Below are 18272 nucleotides of genomic sequence, written 5' to 3' on the forward strand. Positions count from 1 at the left end.
ATGATCAACTGTCTAACGATACAGCTACAGATAGTGGATATGGTATTTGTACTTCCCTAAGATACAATTAAAATGAGTAAATTTTCAGTGGATTAAGTATAAAATAATCTATATATTGTACCGGCATAGATGCATCATGAAGTATGAACACGCAGGTTTCCTCGGTAGCACATTCGATTTTTAACAACAAAAGCGCATTTGCGTTATTGCTCGGTTCCGGAGTTGCCAAAAGCGCCGGTATACCTACTGATAAAGAAATAGCCGCAGACCTGATCAGGCAGATCGCTGTTCTGGAAGATGCAAGGTGTGAGACGAACCCAGAGAAGTGGTTTTTTGAACGGTTTGGAGAAAAGCCGGGCTACGCCAGTCTGCTTGAGCCGCTCGCCAACACAGAGACTGAGCGACACAACCTCTTGCGGAGATATTTCGAGCCTGGTGAAGCAGAACTTGAGGAAGGACTGAAAAAACCCACATTAGCCCATCAAATAATTGCCCGCCTGGTGAGCAAAGGCTATATCCGGGTCATCCTGACAACCACCCTCGACAGGTTGATGGAAAATGCTCTAAGATGCATCGGCATAGAGCCTGTCGTGATCAGTTGCCCCAATCATATAGTAAACTCGCTGCCAATTGTTCATGCCAGGGTTACAGTCATCAAAATCAACGGGGACTATATTGACTCCAGCTTCCTGAATATAAAGAATGAAGCAGAGAAGTATGAAGAGAGACTATCGGAACTGCTGCGCTATGTATCTGATAATTTTGGGTTGATCAGCTGCGGGTGGTCAGCGGAGCGCGACAATGTGCTAAAGGAGGCGCTGGAAACCTCAAACAAATTCAGGTTTTCTAATTACTTCACCCATTCAGGCAAGCCCGGAATCGAACTGGAGGAGCTGACCTACATTAGAAGAGGCAAACCTATCAGCATTACCGATACAGACTCGTTCTTTAAAGAGTTGTACGAAAAGATAGAGGTGCTCGAAAAGGCAAAACCTATACATCTTTCCACATCGCAGGTCGCTGTAGCCAAACTGAAGAAGAATATTATACAGGAAGATCAAATCATTTCGCTCCACGATCTGGTTAGAGGCGAGATTGATCAGGTAAATAAGAACTTCAATGCCCTGCCGGTCAACGGTATACCTGCCAAGGAAGAAATAAAGGAGCGGGTAAATTACTACTTCCAGCAGTGCAACACCCTTTGCGGACTATTTGTAAATGGCGTTTACTGGGGTAAAGAGCAGCACCATTCCATCTGGCTAAACAGCCTGGCCTGTTTCACATCCGAAAAAGAGCGAGAAGGAGAGGGAGGCATATGGCATGATCTGGAAACGCTGCCTGGGCTCATCTTCCTTTACAGCATAGGGCTTGCCAGTGTCCTGAAGAAAGATTACAGGTTGTTGTCCAAAATGTTTTCCATGACATCCCACGTAAGGTATGGAGAAGCACCGATTCTGGATCATGTCCATGTTGCGAAAGTACTGGATTATGATACGCTGCGGGAAGCATTGGGAAACAGGCAACTCGTACCTATGTCTGAATTGCTGTTCTCAGAGTTGAAGCCGCTTTTTAGTTCTTTTCTGCCGCACAGCAAAGATTATGAAAACCTGTTCGATGTGTTTGAATACCTGTTAGCATTGTCCCACACCAAGATCCTGGGTAAAGGCAGGGTGCCTGTTGGCAGGTTCGGGTATAGAGTAAAACAGAATGGCATCAGGCACCCCTTCGAACAGATTGCTTCCGAACTAGGAAACCATACAGAAGGCAGTAGCTTGTTTTCTCCCGCTTTGTTTGTCGACCTAACTGACCTCAAACACACCGAAAAGAAATTCAAAGAATATTTTGATAAGCTATCGGGATACTATTTTTAACAATCCAGACCACTAAAGTTATGGGCGAATACTATCCCTTTGTATAACTCTGTTACAGTATCTGATTTCCAGGTATAGCTTGGCAGAGGAGGATAATAGCAGGTATAGCAGGCTATAAAAGGAAAAGGCAACCCAAATGGGTTGCCTTTGTGGAGAATATCGGAGTCGAACCGATGACCTCTTGCATGCCATGCAAGCGCTCTAGCCAGCTGAGCTAATCCCCCATTTGAGTGTCACAAAATTAGAACAAATTTCGAATATCCAAAAACTGAATCGCTAGATTTTGAAAATAAAAAAGGCGGGACATTTGTCCCGCCTTTTTGTTGTATTGGTTGATTACTTCTTAGTTGAAGATGTAACGCAGACCGATCTGAGCGTACCAGGTAGTTGAAAGCGTTGTTACGTCTCTGAAAGGTTCTGTAGGAAGTACAGTTTTTCCGTTCTCTGTAATAGTTCTCATCTGGAAAGTAGGTACACCATCAGCACTGATAGGTGCGTCTTTGGTATTGGTTGTCAGGATGCTCTGCGCATTGTTGAATGCTGTGCTGATACCCCAGTTAGAGTTGATCAGGTTACCTATGTTCATCACGTCAGCGCTTATCTGAAGCGTGTTACGCTTGCCACCAATATTGGTGTAGATATCCTGTAGCAATCTGAAGTCGAAACGGTTCAACCAAGGCATCAGGGCACCATTACGCTCAGCATACTGGCCGCGTCTTTTGCTCAGGTAGTCATCATTGCTGATGAAGTTATCAAAGGCAGCACGTTGCTGATCTGCAGTAAATACAACTGCACCACTAGCGTCTTTAATGTCAGCGAAGTTCAGGTTGTTCACGTCATTTGGTACATACAACAGATCGGCGTTGATACCATCTTTGTTGATGTCACCATTGTAGGTATAAGAGAAACGTCCCTGATGTGAACCGTTGTAGAACAATGATACAGTAGTAGCCAGGCTATTGAAGTAGTTTACTTTATAAGATAAGCTTCCTACCACGTTATGAGGCACTGCATACTGCGAGTTGTAAAGGATCTGCTCGTTTGGACCGTTTACTGACGGGCTACCTAACCATGCAGAAGAGGCGTTTGATCCTGGGTTACTAGATACTTCAGTAGCGTAGGTATAGGTATAGTAAAGTGAACCAAACAAACCATTACGCGACGGAAGAGAAACACCAAACGTGCTGCTGAAAGATTCACCTTTCTCAGAAGTATTAGTCAGCACTACAGCAGTGTTAGCATTAACAGCGGCATTGTATTTCGTGCTGTTAGCACCTTCTGGATAGTATGCTCTGTTGTCGTTTTCGCCTTCACCACCGTAGTTCAGTGTTATAGGAGCATCTGCTCTGTTAGCACCAAACTGGTAAGCTGCATTCACGTCTTTTGTGTAGATAACGTCAGCAGTAGCTACCAACGGCGTGCCAGGGATCGTGTAGTCAGCACCAAGGCTTGTTCTCCATACCTTAGGCATTCTGAACTTGTTGTCAACTAAGGCGAAGCTTGTAGGGACACCAGCTCTTGGGTTTTTGATGAACACGTCCTGAGCGCTTGCCGGCGTGTTGTTCAACCAGTAGTATTGTTCCGGTTGGAAACGGATATCACCAATCCAACCTGCAACTGATGCATAGCTGTTAGGCTCTACGTTGTTCTGGATTACACCAGAGTTCGAAGGCATATTTGTCAACCATACGAAAGGAACACGGCCGTTGAACAGACCAGTACCACCACGCAGCTGTAAAGAACCATCACCGAAGGCGTCAAAGTTGAAGCCAACACGTGGAGCCAGCATAATTCTGGATTTTGGCCATTCGCTGGTCGTGTACTTTTTGTCGTTGCCTTCCGGAGATCTCAGGGTGAGTTCATCAATGGATTGGTTGGCAGTCAGGTCGTTCATGTAAACAGGCATGTCTGCACGCAAACCTAATGTCAGGTCCAGTCTGTCAGTTGCAGCAAACTTGTCCTGGATGTAAGCACCTGCTGTACCCAGTACAATTGGAGCATATGGGTCCTGGCCCTCGTAAGGGTAAGTCAGACCGAACATAATTGGTGCCACTTCATTTGGAGTACCGGTTGTCAGGAAGTCTTCAACAGAGTTGTAGCGGTAGTAGGAAGTACCCAGACGGATGTACTGGTTACCAAACTTCTGTGATTCAAATGTAGCACCACCAGTTATAGTGTGCTTACCTGCTAGGTAGGTCAGGTTGTTTGTGATGCTGTAGTTGTTATTCAATACGTCGTTTCCAAACGTAAACAACTCGTAGCCAAATGTCATATAGTTGGTACCACCATTCCAGATATCAACCATTGGGAAGATCTCACTAGGAGATGTACGCGTATCCTGAATACGGCTATACGTCGCCAGTAACTGGTTAGAAAGACGGGAAGAGAATGTGCTGTTCAGTTCAGCAGAAGCCGAACGTACGATGTTCTCTGTGTCGTACATGGTTTTAGCAAAAGCCATAGACTGATCGCTCACACGGTTTACAGTAGAACGTGGGCTTGGGCCTGAACTGCCGTTCACTAAAGAACCAGCCTCGCCTTTCACCTGGTTGTAACGAACAGCCAGTTTGTGATTGTCGTTGATGTTCCAGTCAATACGAGCCAGTAAGTTGGTGCTCTTAGTGCCGTTATCGTTAGCGTAGCCTTCGTAAGCGCCTGGGTCATAACCCCATGTGTTGATCAGGTGGTTACGCACAGCTTCAAGGTCAGATCTTTTAGTTCTGGCAATGTTCTGGTCAGGGTTAGCTATACCATCATCAGAAGCTTTCCAAAGGTTTACAGCAAATGGGTTTGTTCCTTTTTCATCGATGTTCTCAGCATTTACGAAGAAAAATAGTTTATTCTTGATAATCGGACCACCTAAACGGAAACCTAAAGTACGGCTTGATGTTTCATTGCCCTGATCAAGTTTTTCGCCATTTACTCTTCTGCCATTCATGTCCTGGTTACGGTAGAAACCATATACTGAACCAGAGAATTCGTTGTTACCGCTACGGGTAACGGCGTTGATGCCAGCACCGGTAAAACCTGACTGACGAACGTCGAAAGGAGCGATGTTTACTTGTACCTGCTCGATCGCGTCAATAGAGATAGGCTGTGATCTGCCACCAGGAAGTGGGTTGGAGTTCAAGCCAAAGCCGTTGTTAAAGTTTGCACCGTCAATCTGAACGTTGTTAAAACGACCATCACGGCCTGCAAAGCCATTACCGTTTGCCTGTGGCGTAAGACGGGTGAAGTCCGTAAGGCTTCGTGTTACAGTAGGCAATGTAGCAATCTGCTCAGTGCTCACGTTAGTTGCAGCGCCAGTTCTCTGGGCGTTGAATACGGAAGACTGGTCAGCTGTTACCATTACTTCTGATAACTGAGTGCCACCATCAGACAGGACAGCATCCAGCACGTAAGGGCGGCCAAGCTGCAAAGTGATGTTTGTGAAAGACATAGGCTGGTATCCTATGTAGCTTACCTCGATGGTGTAAGGACCACCAATACGGGTGTTGGCGATGTTAAAGCGACCATCTGTATTGGTCACAGCGCCATACGTGGTGCCCGAGGGCTGGTGTGTTGCTCTTACGGTTGCCCCGATCAAAGCTTCACCCTTCGAATCCTTTACGGATCCACTTACGCTACTTGTTGTCACCTGTGCGTGCATAGTAACCACGCACAGCAACATAAGCAGTGTTGATAGTAATAACTTTTTCATAAAAGATTGATTGATTTTTGCCCGCAAAATTAGAGGGTATAATTCGAAATGCAACTACTTAGAGATTAAATTATTATTAATAATTTGTCTCTTGTTATTTGCTTTTTAGCATCAAAAAATTATTGTAAATTGCGAACCCACCAGTAAGTTTAAATACTGAGTGCCAAAAAGAAAGGCGGAACTGTACAGTTCCGCCTTTCTTTTTGGCACTCAGTTAAAATGGTACGCCGGTTACTTTTAATTGAAAATATATCGAATACCAAACTGGGCTCTCCAGCGCGACGAAAAATCGTTCACAAAAAACGGATCACCATCTGTCAGGCCGCGGCCGGTATAGTTGAAACGGGGTGTCGTGGTGCCGGGCTCGTAACCTACAAAGTCAACGGCCTGAAACGCGTTGAAAGTAGCCGTGTACTGACGGCCCCAGTCCTTGTTGATCAGATTTGTGAAATTGAAAATGTCGAATGTGAGCTGCAGTCTGTGAGCGTTGTCATCCTGTCCTAACCTGAAATCCTGCATTAGACGCAAGTCAATCTGGTTCGTCCAGGGCAGTCTGTCTCCGTTCCGCTCGGCATACTGGCCCCGTCTGTCGCTCAAATAATCATTGCCGCTAATAAAGGCGTCCAACGCCTGCCATTGCTGCTCAGCTGAAACAATGGTGCCATCCCGCTCTGTAAAAGGTACCAGGTTTATCTCTGACGCATTAGCCGGGATGTAGATCAGGTCATTGGTTCTGCCTGCATCGTTGTTCACGTCACCGTTGTAGATGTAAGAAAGCGGCACGCCTGACTGTCCGTTATAAAAGGCGGAGATAGTCGTGCCGGCAAAGCCCAGGTAATTTAAGTTATACGTGAGGCCTGCAACTACTCTGGAGCGCACATCATTATCGGCAAATGCTTCTTTTGCGTTATTGAGGCCCTCGACCTGGTTTACGTTTATCCAGTTTGATCTTGCCTGGCTGGAGTTGCCGGGGTTCACATCCTTGGCTCTGGAATAGGTATAGGCCACCGAACCCGAAATGCCATTCTCTACAAAAGTCTTTTGTAACTGACCTGTCAGGCTGTAGCCGAAGCCGCGGCTGGTGTTCGTTAGGTAGATGATGTCCTGAAAATTATTGCCCTGTATGCGGCCAAACACAGGGCGGTTATCTGCCCCTGCCAAAGTGCCGGTCTGCTCCAGGTTCAGGTTCTGGTAGTAGATGTTGTTCAGGTTCTTGGAGTATATACCTTCAAGCGTCGCCACCATGTCAAAAGGGAGGCGTTGGTCAACGGCGGCATTTACCCGGAAAAGCTGCGGAAACTTAAAGTCCGGATCTGTGATGTTGATCTCAGCCGTTCTGTCTGATAAACCCACTGAAGTAGCCGTCGGCTGGGTGGTGGGGTCTGGGTTGAAGCGGATCTGCTCCAGCAGCGGACCTGAGGTAAGCGACAGGCTTCCGAGCATTTGGCCCGTATTGGTATACTGGTTGGCTATCCACACAAATGGCGCTCTGCCTGTAAATATACCGGCTCCACCCCGCACCTGTGTATTGCCATCATCCATTACATCCCAGTTTACGCCCACCCTAGGCGATAGCATGAACTGAGCGCCTGGTGTTTTGTCCGTTGCCAGGCCTCTGTCTCTAAACGCTTCATTGAACTCTGTGTTGACAGCAGGTTCATCGTTAAAGGTCGGAATGTCGAGACGTATACCTGCCGTTACTTTTAAATTGTTGCGGATGGCGTACTCGTCCTGCGCGTAGAAACCAAGCTGGAAAGCGGAGAACTCGGCCCCCTGCTGGCGGTTGTCGGTACGGGAGTAGTTTCGGAAGTATGCGCCGGGCGCTGCTTCAGCTGGAGTACCAATTGCTTCAAAGGCCTCCAGTGAGTTGTATTCATAGGCCCCGAACTCCTGCCTGATGAACAGGTTATAAGTTTTGTAAAACTCGTTGTGCGTGCCCAGCGTGATCGTATGCTTACCCAAAAATGCATTAAAGTTGTTGGTGATAGTGAGCACATCCTGGTCGAGTTGGTTTTGTGCAGAGAAGGGTTCGCTTCCCAAGGAAATGGTGCGGCCACCTGACAAACGGACCAGCACGTTCGGGAACGGATCGCCGATAATGTCGCGGTCGTCACGCACAGCTGTAAAGCCGATCAAAGCTTCGTTAGCGTACTGGCCTCCAAACTGACTGCGCAACTGCAGCACACTGGAGTTGGTCGTACTCGGGAAATATTCGGCGTTGTTGGCAAAACGGAGAGCATTTGGGGTGCGGGAGTTGTCGATGTTCTCACCATATACATAACTGTGTCGGATCGTTAATTGGTGGTTGTCGGTAATGTTCCAGTCGAGTCGGGCAAAGATTTTGTCGCTCAGTGTTTCATCGTCTATACCTGTGAAGCTGCCCGGGTCGTAGCCCAGCCGATTCGCGACGCTGAGCACGCGATTGGCTTCTTCTACTGTAATGTTGGAGCCCGAACTACCAGGTTCGAATAGGAGCGGGGCTACTCGTTTGGTTTTCTCTCCGTTCACAAAGAAAAATAGCTTGTCCCGGATAATCGGGCCCCCAATGCGCAAGCCCATCTGATAATCTGTGAAATCCGGCAGCCTGGTGCGGGCATCATCCGGACTTTTGCCTACCAGGCCCTCATTGTTACCGAAATAGTAGGCAGACCCTGTAAATCGGTTCGATCCGCTTCGTGTGATGGCGTTGATGCCGCCTCCTGTAAAGCCGCTCTGCCTTACGTCGAAGGGAGCAATCACCACCTGTATCGCCTCAATGGCATCCAGTGAGATGGGCTGCACACCAGTTTGTCCGCCGTTGGTGCCGCTGGCCGAAAGACCAAATACGTCGTTGTTCACTGTTCCGTCTATCGAAAAGTTGTTGAAACGGTTGTTCTGGCCGGCAAATGATATACCTGATCCGGATGTAGTGGCCTGTGGGGTGATGCGTGTAAAGTCATTCAGACTTCGGGAGATGGTGGGCAGCGATTCCAGTTGCTCTGTGGATACGTTGGTAGCAGCGCCTGTTCTGTCGGAGTTGATGACTTTGTCCTGTGTCGCGGTGATCTGCACTTCGCCGAGGGTGGTTGTGCTTTCTGAAATGGTGAGGTCTAGTCTGAAGTTTTGGCCAAGTGCCAGGTTAATATTGTCGAATCGTTGCTCCTGGTAACCTACATACGAGGTTCTGACGGTGTAGGGGCCACCTACACGCATGTTCTGGATATTGTAACGACCTTCTGCGTTGGTGGCGGCTACATATTGCGTGTTGGTAGGCGTGTGGACCGCAATAACTGTTGCGCCTGGAAGGGGAGAACCGCTCTGGTCCTGCACCACACCGTTCATAGCGGCAGTAGTCGTACCCTGTGCCCATACCAAATGGCTACTTAAAAGCAGCAGTAAGGTCACAAACAACTTTGTGTAAATAGTCCTCATAATACTTATAAGTTAAATTGAAAAAATATAACTCCTTATAAGTACGTATGTATGAGTATTTTATCTCTTTTTTAAGTTGAAATTTTGCTCTGGTAATCGGTCAGTGAATAAGTAGCGTAAAGTGTGCGTGGCTACCTATAGCGCAGGTATAGCCTCAGCTGCACTTGCATAGGTATAGCAACCACATACCTATGCTCAGGTATAGCCCATACCTGCAAGCCATAAAATTATACCTAGAACCGGTCAGTTCACAAACAAGATTTGCATGAAAAATTAAAGAGTATCCGGAGAGGCTTACTCATCGAAAGGCCGCACCGCCTTGATAAAGATCTTTTGCCAGTAGTCCGAGTTGAGGTTGTTCTCGATGACGCCCAGGCTGGTAGAGGCATGTATAAACCTGACTTCCTCGTCGTTGACCACTTCCGTAACCATACCTACGTGCGTAATTTCCCGGCTATACTTGTTAGCCCCAAAAAACACGAGGTCCCCTTCCTTGAGCTCTCTTACCTTCACGGTTTTACCAAAACGGCTTTGCTCCTCCGATGTGCGGGGCAGGTCTACATTTATGCTCTGGAAGGAAGTGCAGAGCAGGCCGGAGCAGTCCATACCTACACGCGTTGTGCCGCCCCATTTGTAAGGAGTACCGGTATAGGAGCGGGCCGTCTGTATCACAGTAGCCACATGCTCGTCGAGGCGACGTGGGTTGGGTACGTTGGTTCGGCTGGTACGGTCTTTAGATGCAACGCTGCCTTTTCCACCGCTTCGGGCGGCTATCCGGGCTTTTTTGCGGGCCTGCCGCTTCTCCTCGGCTATCTCCCTGGCCGACTTATACGTCTCGCCACGCTTGCTGAAAGTAGGCTTTGCTGACTGGCAGGACGCCATCAATCCGATGAAAAAGATAAATATGAGGTAACTGGTAAATGATGTTCTCAAAGCGTAACTTGGTAATTGATGGCTAAAATTTTGTCGGGCTTGCTAAATTAAGCATAAGCTATTTAATATAAAATGAATTTTAATAAGATAACCCAGAATCTGGTAGAAGCCTTCGCCAACATCGTTGGGCAGGAGCACCTGGTACTGCCTGCCGACCAGGAAGGTATAGTGCGCTATACCCACGACGAAACCGAGGACCTGCGCTACCTGCCTGAAGTAGTGCTCAAACCTAAGAACGCTGAAGAAATAAGCCGTATTATGCAGCTGTGCCACGAAAATGCTATACCTGTAACTCCTCGTGGTGCTGGTACAGGGCTGAGTGGCGGAGCGCTGGCCGTACATGGAGGTGTGGTGCTGTCTATGGAGCGGCTCAATGCCATTATATCGATTGATGAACGCAATTTGCAGGCGATTGTGGAGCCGGGCGTTATTACGCAGGTATTTCAGGAAGCCGTGATTTCCCGCGGACTCTTTTACCCACCCGACCCCTCCAGCCGTGGCAGCTGCCAGTTGGGTGGAAATCTGAGCGAATCTTCCGGAGGGCCAAGGGCGGTGAAGTATGGCGTCACCAAAGACTATGTCCTGAACCTGGAAGTCGTGTTGCCGACAGGCGAAATTACCTGGACCGGTGCCAACGTCCTCAAAAATGCCACAGGGTATAATCTGACCCAGCTGATGGTCGGGAGTGAAGGCACTTTGGGCATCATCACCAAAATCGTGTTCCGCCTCATACCTTACCCGACGCAGAACCTGGTACTTCTGGTGCCTTTCCGGAAAGAAGATGAGGCAGCCGCTGCCGTGTCCAAAATATTCACCGCAGGTATAGTGCCTTCTGCGCTGGAGTTTATGGAACGGGAAGCCATTGAGTGGGCCTGCCGTTACCTGAGTTTAGAGGTGCCCATGGCAGCTGATGAACGCGCCCACCTACTCATAGAGCTCGACGGCAACGATATGGACCTGCTGTACAAGGATGCGGAGCGGGTATACGAAGTGCTGGAAACATTTGATGTAGGGGACATCTTGGTAGCCGATACCGAAAAACAGAAAGAAGACCTCTGGCGCCTGCGCCGCAGCGTGGGCCATGCCGTAAAAAGCAACTCTGTTTACAAAGAAGAAGACACAGTAGTGCCACGCGCTGAGCTGCCGGTACTGCTTCGGGGTGTGAAGGAAATAGGGGAGAGGTATAAGTTCAAGTCGGTTTGCTACGGGCACGCCGGGGATGGGAACCTGCACATCAACATCGTAAAGGGCGACATGTCAGACGATGACTGGCAGAACAAGCTGCCCGAAGGTATAAAGGAAATCTTCCGGTTGTGTGTTTCGCTGGGAGGTACCATTTCCGGGGAGCACGGCATAGGTCTGGTGCAGCGGCCTTACATAGGTATAGCGCTAAGCGAGGTGCAACTCAGACTGATGCAAGGTATAAAGCAACTCTTCGACCCGAAAGGTATATTAAATCCCGGAAAGATATTCTAGAAAAGAAAGCGGCAGTCATACAATGGCTGCCGCTTTTATAGGTATAGCACCAGGGGATAACCTGGATGTCGGTATTCATCAGGGTTTACGGTCATGGTCCGGCTTTTTCTCTGCTAGGTCCATATCCATTTGTCGCAAAGTGTCCCAGGACTGTAACAGGTTGCGCGGTGTTTCGTGCAGTTTAGGTCTAGCATTGTCGTGTTGTTCTTCATTTTGCTGACCTGTGCTCATGTTATATAGCTTGCTCTGGGCTTGGTTATCCTTATCTGTCGCTTGGTGACTGCGAAACAAGGCTTCGTTCAAGGTTTTATCGGGTTCCGTCATAATCGCTAGTTTTGAATTTAAGTGTTATGTAAAGTCTTCTCCTTCTTTTTGTCTTCCTCTTTTATAAAGTTGCTCACGTATTGGGCTACTTCGTCGGCGTGCTCTTCCATCAGAAAATGCCCGCTGTCCTCAAAGTGCAGCACGTAGCACTCATGGAAAAACTTTTTCCAGCGCTGCAATGCCTCAATCTTGACCAGTTTGTCGCGCTCTCCCCAAAGTATGAGGGTGGGGATATTCTGTATTTTTTTGCGCTCCTTCCAAAGCTCATCATACCATTTGCTAACGCCTACCAATTCCCGGGCGCAGGCCAGCGAACTGACAGTTTCATCAGGATCGCCTAGTGCGTGAGTGTATTGGTCCTTCAGCTTTTCTGGCATTTTACTCTCCTGCCCGAACAGCTCGTGCACTAGTTGGTCAGTGGTGAGGTTGAGCTTGGAGTGCAGAAACTTGCCAAGTGGGCCTACCAAGTATTTGCTGGCCTTTGAAAACACCCGATGGTTTGAGAGCGACCAGGTCCAGGTATTGAGCATCACGATGCTCCGGACTTTCTCAGGATGTTTAATGGCATAGGCCAGGCCAATGGGCGCGCCAAAGTCATGTACCAGCAAAGTAATTTCGCTAAGACCAAGGTGTGCCATGAGTTGCTCAAAGTTGGCGGCATGGGCTCTTGGTTTGTAGCTCCAGTCCTTAGGTTTGTCAGACAGACCAAAGCCGATCAGGTCCAGTGCTACACAGCGGTATTTTTTGCTCAGGAGCTTGATCAGGTTGCGGTATGCGAATGACCAGGAAGGCGTGCCGTGAATCATAACGATCGGGTGCCCTTCCCCTTCATCGATATAATGCATCTTGCCAGCTTCTAATTCCAGATAATTGGATTTGAAGGGATATTCTTTGGTGTCCAGCCAGTCTGGTTTCATAGGTGACTCAGGGTGTTAGCTTCCCTTATCTATACTTGAGACAGGCACACAGGTTGTAGAGAAAATTAAAATTATGTTCTTCGCCTCCAAATTATGTGAAATGCGGCATCAGGGTAGGTATAAAATAACCTGCCTTAGCAACACAGGCTGTCGGTTAAAAGGAAGAGCTATTGATTTATTTTAATTTTTGAGGATATACCGCAACTCTTTTTTGCTGAACGAAGTAAGACAAGGCGCCGGTTCGCGGTACTTTGAAGGAATGGCACTGCCATGGGATCAGCTCAGCACGCTGCTGGATGTCATAATTGGTAGCCAAGTTCAAATCCTTCTTAAAAAATGTTTAATTTTGCTTTTGAAAAGTGTGTGTTTCATGGGGAACATCCCTGTGCAACTATTTACAACATTATCAAGAAATTGATGCTTCCTGCATATAGTGAAGCTTTCCTAAAGTATACATGTACCGTCTTCGATAAAGAGATAAGGCAGTATTGGAAGGCGGACAGGTATGTTGAGATGGCATGTTGCTTTTTAAAATAACGCTAGATTTGTATTTCATTAATAACATTTACCTATGAGAATAGCTGTAGTTGGCACCGGTTACGTGGGCCTGGTGACGGGCACCTGCTTTGCCGAGGTGGGCATCGACGTGACCTGCATTGACATCGACTCCAAGAAAATTGATAACCTCAAGCAGGGCATCCTGCCCATCTACGAGCCGGGCCTCGAGGAGATGGTAACGCGCAACGCCCAGAAGGAGCGCCTTTCCTTCTCCACCGACCTTGCCGCCAGCGTGCAGGGCTGCCAGGTAGCCTTCATTGCTGTGGGCACGCCTCCGGGCGAGGACGGCTCAGCCGACCTGAAGTATGTGCTGGCTGTGGCCCGCGAGATCGGCCGCTCCATGAGTGACTACCTGGTGGTGGTGACCAAGAGCACCGTGCCGGTGGGTACAGCTGCCAAGGTGCGCCGCGCCATCCGCGAGGAACTCGAGGCGCGCGGCGCCGACATCGCCTTCGATGTGGCTTCCAATCCGGAGTTTCTGAAAGAGGGTGCTGCCATCGACGACTTCCTCAAGCCCGACCGCATTGTGGTGGGCGTAGACTCTGAGCGCGCCGAACAGGTGATGTCGAAGCTCTACAAGCCTTTTTTGATGAACGGGCACCCGCTCATCTTTATGGACATCCCTTCCGCGGAGATGACCAAGTACGCAGCCAATGCCATGCTGGCCACCAAGATCAGCTTTATGAACGACATTGCCAACCTGTGCGAGATCATGGGCGCTGACGTGAACATGGTGCGCAAAGGTATCGGCTCGGATGCCCGTATCGGCAACAAGTTCATCTACCCGGGCATCGGCTACGGTGGAAGCTGCTTCCCCAAAGACGTGAAGGCTTTGATCAAGACGGCTTCGGAGAACGGCTACGCCATGGAAGTATTGAAGTCGGTGGAGACAGTGAACGAGCGTCAGAAGTCGGTGCTCTTCAATAAAGTAATGAACTATTATTCAGGTGATCTGACAGGCAAGACCTTTGCCGTGTGGGGGCTTTCTTTTAAACCTAAAACGGACGACATGCGCGAGGCGCCTTCACTGGTGATCATCGAAAAGCTGCTGGCACAGGGCGCCAGGGTGAAAGCCTACGACCCGGTGGCCATGAAGGAGGCCAAACACTCGCTCGGCGATACGATCGAGTACGGCAAGGATGAGTACGAAACGCTCATCGACGCTGATGCGCTCTTGCTGGTGACCGAGTGGCCTGAGTTCCGCTCGCCTAACTTTGCCGTAGTCAACAAGCTGATGAAAGAAAAGGTGGTCTTTGATGGCCGCAATATCTACGATGCCCGTGAGATGGAAGAGAAAGGTTTTACCTACTTTGGTATCGGCGTCAAGCAGGCCACTGTTCCACAGCAAACCAAGGAGACGGTATAGGTATGGCCAGAAAAAGAGTATTAGTTACAGGCGGCGCCGGTTTTCTCGGCTCCCACCTGTGCGACAGATTCATAAAAGAGGGTTTCCACGTGATCGCGATGGATAACCTGATCACGGGTAACCTCGAAAATATCGAACACCTTTTCCAACTGGAGCAGTTCGAGTTCTATCACCATGATGTGTCCAAGTTTGTGCACGTGCCGGGAGAGCTTGACTACATCCTGCACTTTGCCTCTCCTGCTAGTCCGATCGACTACCTGAAAATACCGATTCAGACGCTGAAGGTAGGCTCGCTGGGCACGCACAACCTGCTGGGGCTTGCCATGGCCAAGAAAGCCCGCATGCTGATTGCCTCCACCTCGGAGGTATACGGAGACCCACTGGTGCACCCGCAGAGTGAGGATTACTGGGGCAATGTAAACCCGGTGGGGCCGCGTGGCTGCTATGACGAGGCCAAGCGCTTCCAGGAGGCCATGACCATGGCTTACCACATGCACCACGGTCTGGAGACGCGTATCGTGCGCATCTTTAACACCTATGGCCCGCGCATGCGACTGGACGACGGCCGTGTACTGCCTGCTTTCCTAAGCCAGGCCCTGCGCGGTGAACCGCTCAGCATTTTCGGAGACGGTAGCCAGACACGCTCTTTCTGCTATGTGGATGACCTGGTGGAGGGCATCTACCGCCTGCTGCTGAGCGACTACCACATGCCAGTCAACGTGGGTAACCCTTCTGAGATCACCATCAAGCAGTTTGCCGAGGAGATCTGCAAGCTGACAGGTGTGGAGCTAAAAGTGGAGTACCAGCCGCTGCCGACCGACGACCCGCAGAAGCGTCAGCCGGATATCTCGAAAGCTAGAGAGGTATTGGGCTGGGAGCCGAAAGTGGACCGCGCTGAAGGACTGCAGAAAACACTCGAATATTTCAAAGAAAAAGTAAAGGTGCCAGCCGAGCGTATGGTAAACTAAGCACCAGGCGAATGATAAATCAAAAAAGCCCTGACAAAACTATTGTCAGGGCTTTTTTGATTAAGGTGTACCGTCCTAATATAGGTTGACACTAAAATCAACCTTATATGGAAAAAGCAGCAGAGAAAAAAAGCAAGCGCAGTCAGCGCGACTACACCTTAGGCTTTAAACTACAAGTGGTAGCCGAGGTAGAGCGAGGGGATCTGACCTACAAGCAAGCCCAGAAAAAGTACCGCATCCAGGGCAGAAGCACTGTGCTGGTTTGGCTTCGTAAGCACGGTCGCTTAACTTGGGACTACAATCCAAGCGCTATGCCCCAGACACCCAACCAACGCATCAAAGAACTAGAGGCCCTGCTGGCGGCTTCCGAGAAAAGAGCCCGGGAAGCCGAGCTCAAGGCCAGGCTGCTGGACACCATCATTGACGTGGCCGAGGGGCAGATGGGGATCCAGATCCGAAAAAAGCCTGTGGCGGGGCCCTCGAGCGGCTCCGCCAAAAAGAGCAAATAAGCCTTTCTGTGGCCTGCCGACTACTTGGCTTCAGCCGCCAGGCCTACTATCAGCGGCAGGCAAGAGTTCTGGAACAAAAGCAGATCGCCGATCAGCTCGTGGAGCTGGCGGAGCAAATCCGGATGCAGATGCCGCGCCTGGGCACCCGCAAGCTCTATCATCTCTTGCAGGAGCAGCTGCAGGTGGGACGAGACAAGCTCTTTACCATTCTAAGAGAAAGAGGCCTGCTGATCAAGCCTCGCAAGAGCTACCATAAAACGACTGATTCAAAGCACTGGATGAAAAAGCACAGGAACCTGGTGGAGGGGCTCAAAATAGAGCGCCCCGAGCAGGTGTGGGCGGCAGACATCACCTACATCCCCACCCGGGAAGGGCACAGCTACCTTTCGCTGGTCACGGACGCCTACTCTAAAAAGATCATGGGCTACCACCTCTCGGAGGACCTGCGGGCAGAGGGGCCCCTGCAGGCCCTGCGGATGGCTGTGGGCAAAAGAAAGTATGGGTTTCACCTGATCCACCATTCGGACCGGGGACTGCCCTACTGCGCTGCAGAGTACCAGCAGCTGCTGGAAAAGGCGCAGATAAGGCCGAGTATGACGGAAAAGTACGACCCCTACCAGAACGCGGTGGCCGAGCGGGTGAACGGCATTCTGAAGGATGAGTTTGCCCTCGAGCGGGGCTTTGCCCACCACCTGGAGGCCGTGGCAGTGATCCGAGAGTCAGTGGGCATCTACAACCGCCTCAGGCCCCATCTCTCGTGTCATTTCCTGACACCTGAGCAGATGCACGCCCAGCAGGAACTAGAGGTGAAACAGTGGAAAAAGAAAACCTCCAACACAAACGCATTGGAGGTCTCAATTTAAAAAGTAACTTCGTCTCAAAACCGTCAACTTATATCAGGACGAGACAAGGTATAGCAAAGTTAAATTTTCTTGTGTGCTTTCATGAAATCTTTCGCCTCTTTGTTGGCCGCATGTTTTTTATCGGTAGCATCCAGTACAATGCTATAATAGTGCTTTGCTGTTTTTAATTCGCGTTCCTGCTTCGCAATGCGGGCAAGGTTCAGATAAGAGTTGACAAAATAACCGGAATCACGCTCGTTGCTTATTTCAGCGAATGTGATAGAGCTCTGGTAGTAGGCTTTTGCCTTTTGGAAATCGCGGTACTTATTTTGGTTGATATAAGCCAGGATATAAGAAGCGTAGCGCCCACTAACGGCTTCGTAGCCCGGCATACGCCGATCGAGCTTGCTCAGAATATCAAGGCATACCCGCTCCGCCATCGTGAAATGACCCTGCACAAAAAGCGCACGTGCGTAGAAACGCTGGAAATAGGCATTGTTCGGGTATTTCTCCACAAGTCCCTTTACCAGATCCAGTGCCGCTTCCATGTTGCCTTCCTCATTGGCATATATCTTCATCAGGAAGAACTTGGCCTCTGTACCGGTATAGAAACCGTTATTTGCTACATAGCGCAATTGTTTTATACCTAGTCGCTTATCTCCGCTTGGGAAAAAGGCCAGTACCGGGCGCAGCATCTTGTAATTTTCGTGAATCCAGATGGAGTAGTAGTTAAAGAGTGCTTCACCAAACAGAAACTCGGGGCTCAGGCCGTTGCCGGCTTTGGCTTTCTCAAGGTACTCCAGCGATCGCTTACTGGCAACGGTTGCTTTGCGCCAGTTGCTGCGTTCAGAATGTAGTCGACCAGCAAATCCATTAGCTGCTGAGAGGAAAAAGGCTGCTTCGTAATCTTTGTTATTCTGGTCATACAGCTTTTCAGCTTTCTGGATGGTAGAATCCATGTAAGCGAAAAACAGGTCGTCGTACTCCAGGGTTTGAATATTGGTAGGCACGATCTTCCACCATTGGCTAAGACCCATCAGGAAATAAGGCAGCGGGTGGTTCGGGTAGCGGCGGCGTAGCGATTTAAATTGTTTCTCGGCCAGTTCGTACTTGAAGTTGTACATGTTGTCCACGGCACCTTCCAGCTCGTACTGGATGTCTTTGTCCATCAGCAGCATGCCTTTGATGTTACCGGCCGCAGGAATCACCTCCACTGATTGTATCGTCACTTCTCTGATGGCTGTGTCAGACTGCGCCTTAGAGCCTTGGCTCAAAGCAAAGTGTGACAGGATGATACCGAGAAACGAAAGTACAATCTTATTCATAGGTCAAAAGAAAAGTCCGGAGTGTCGTGCCAATAGCTCCTAATCTGGTGAACAGGTATTAAAAGTACAACA

The 18272-nt window shown here is 49.4% G+C and carries 11 protein-coding genes and 1 tRNA gene; 5 read left to right on the forward strand and 7 right to left on the reverse strand.

Annotated elements, in window-relative coordinates:
- Positions 1–143: 143 nt before the first annotated feature.
- Positions 144–1871: a hypothetical protein gene (locus tag K3G39_RS05845; RefSeq protein ID WP_220625241.1), complete on the forward strand. Its 1728-nt coding sequence runs from the start codon at positions 144–146 to the stop codon at positions 1869–1871.
- 150 nt (positions 1872–2021) lie between these two features.
- Here K3G39_RS05845 and K3G39_RS05850 read toward each other — a convergent pair.
- The 4 genes from K3G39_RS05850 to K3G39_RS05865 all read right to left on the reverse strand — a co-directional run bounded on the left by K3G39_RS05850 (position 2022) and on the right by K3G39_RS05865 (position 9915).
- Positions 2022–2095 (reverse strand) — tRNA-Ala (locus K3G39_RS05850).
- A 119-nt stretch (positions 2096–2214) separates the two neighbouring features.
- Positions 2215–5571, reverse strand: a complete 3357-nt coding sequence (locus K3G39_RS05855) for a carboxypeptidase regulatory-like domain-containing protein (RefSeq protein ID WP_255594034.1) — start codon at positions 5569–5571, stop codon at positions 2215–2217.
- Positions 5572–5808: 237 nt separating this feature from the next.
- A complete protein-coding gene (locus K3G39_RS05860; protein WP_220625242.1) occupies positions 5809–8982 on the reverse strand; it encodes a TonB-dependent receptor in 3174 nt (1057 codons plus the stop codon).
- A 294-nt stretch (positions 8983–9276) separates the two neighbouring features.
- Positions 9277–9915: a C40 family peptidase gene (locus K3G39_RS05865; protein WP_255594035.1), complete on the reverse strand. Its 639-nt coding sequence runs from the start codon at positions 9913–9915 to the stop codon at positions 9277–9279.
- A 72-nt stretch (positions 9916–9987) separates the two neighbouring features.
- Here K3G39_RS05865 and K3G39_RS05870 point away from each other — a divergent pair, with 72 nt between their 5' ends.
- Complete coding sequence (locus tag K3G39_RS05870) at positions 9988–11391, forward strand: FAD-binding oxidoreductase (protein WP_220625243.1); 1404 nt, start codon at positions 9988–9990, stop codon at positions 11389–11391.
- A gap of 78 nt (positions 11392–11469) precedes the next feature.
- Here the strand turns inward: K3G39_RS05870 and K3G39_RS05875 are convergent, their stop codons facing one another.
- Positions 11470–11715: a hypothetical protein gene (locus tag K3G39_RS05875; RefSeq protein WP_220625244.1), complete on the reverse strand. Its 246-nt coding sequence runs from the start codon at positions 11713–11715 to the stop codon at positions 11470–11472.
- Between the two features lie 17 nt (positions 11716–11732).
- Positions 11733–12632: an alpha/beta fold hydrolase gene (locus K3G39_RS05880; protein WP_220625245.1), complete on the reverse strand. Its 900-nt coding sequence runs from the start codon at positions 12630–12632 to the stop codon at positions 11733–11735.
- A 571-nt stretch (positions 12633–13203) separates the two neighbouring features.
- Between K3G39_RS05880 and K3G39_RS05885 the strand changes: the two genes are divergently transcribed.
- From K3G39_RS05885 to K3G39_RS05895, 3 genes are all read left to right on the forward strand, one after another.
- Positions 13204–14556: a UDP-glucose/GDP-mannose dehydrogenase family protein gene (locus K3G39_RS05885; RefSeq protein ID WP_220625246.1), complete on the forward strand. Its 1353-nt coding sequence runs from the start codon at positions 13204–13206 to the stop codon at positions 14554–14556.
- Between the two features lie 2 nt (positions 14557–14558).
- A complete protein-coding gene (locus K3G39_RS05890) occupies positions 14559–15524 on the forward strand; it encodes a UDP-glucuronic acid decarboxylase family protein (RefSeq protein ID WP_220625247.1) in 966 nt (321 codons plus the stop codon).
- 107 nt (positions 15525–15631) lie between these two features.
- Positions 15632–16896, forward strand: a protein-coding gene (locus K3G39_RS05895; protein ID WP_220625248.1) for an IS3 family transposase whose coding sequence is annotated in 2 segments (ribosomal slippage) — positions 15632–15998 and positions 15998–16896 — 1266 coding nt in all. Because the reading frame shifts where the segments join, the coding sequence is not laid out codon by codon here.
- Between the two features lie 59 nt (positions 16897–16955).
- Here K3G39_RS05895 and K3G39_RS05900 read toward each other — a convergent pair.
- Positions 16956–18200: a lipopolysaccharide assembly protein LapB gene (locus tag K3G39_RS05900; RefSeq protein WP_220625249.1), complete on the reverse strand. Its 1245-nt coding sequence runs from the start codon at positions 18198–18200 to the stop codon at positions 16956–16958.
- Positions 18201–18272: the final 72 nt, after the last annotated feature.

It is taken from the genome of Pontibacter sp. HSC-14F20, assembly GCF_019599265.1.
In the GTDB taxonomy this organism is placed as follows: Bacteria; Bacteroidota; Bacteroidia; order Cytophagales; family Hymenobacteraceae; genus Pontibacter.

What these genes read in the sequence shown, in the direction of transcription:
- K3G39_RS05900 (WP_220625249.1), bottom strand. Translation starts at nt 18,200, where the DNA reads ATGAATAAGATTGTACTTTCGTTTCTCGGTATCATCCTGTCACACTTT.
- K3G39_RS05845 (WP_220625241.1), top strand. Translation starts at nt 144, where the DNA reads ATGAACACGCAGGTTTCCTCGGTAGCACATTCGATTTTTAACAACAAA.
- K3G39_RS05880 (WP_220625245.1), bottom strand. Translation starts at nt 12,632, where the DNA reads ATGAAACCAGACTGGCTGGACACCAAAGAATATCCCTTCAAATCCAAT.
- K3G39_RS05860 (WP_220625242.1), bottom strand. Translation starts at nt 8,982, where the DNA reads ATGAGGACTATTTACACAAAGTTGTTTGTGACCTTACTGCTGCTTTTA.
- K3G39_RS05885 (WP_220625246.1), top strand. Translation starts at nt 13,204, where the DNA reads ATGAGAATAGCTGTAGTTGGCACCGGTTACGTGGGCCTGGTGACGGGC.
- K3G39_RS05875 (WP_220625244.1), bottom strand. Translation starts at nt 11,715, where the DNA reads ATGACGGAACCCGATAAAACCTTGAACGAAGCCTTGTTTCGCAGTCAC.
- K3G39_RS05890 (WP_220625247.1), top strand. Translation starts at nt 14,559, where the DNA reads ATGGCCAGAAAAAGAGTATTAGTTACAGGCGGCGCCGGTTTTCTCGGC.
- K3G39_RS05870 (WP_220625243.1), top strand. Translation starts at nt 9,988, where the DNA reads ATGAATTTTAATAAGATAACCCAGAATCTGGTAGAAGCCTTCGCCAAC.
- K3G39_RS05855 (WP_255594034.1), bottom strand. Translation starts at nt 5,571, where the DNA reads ATGAAAAAGTTATTACTATCAACACTGCTTATGTTGCTGTGCGTGGTT.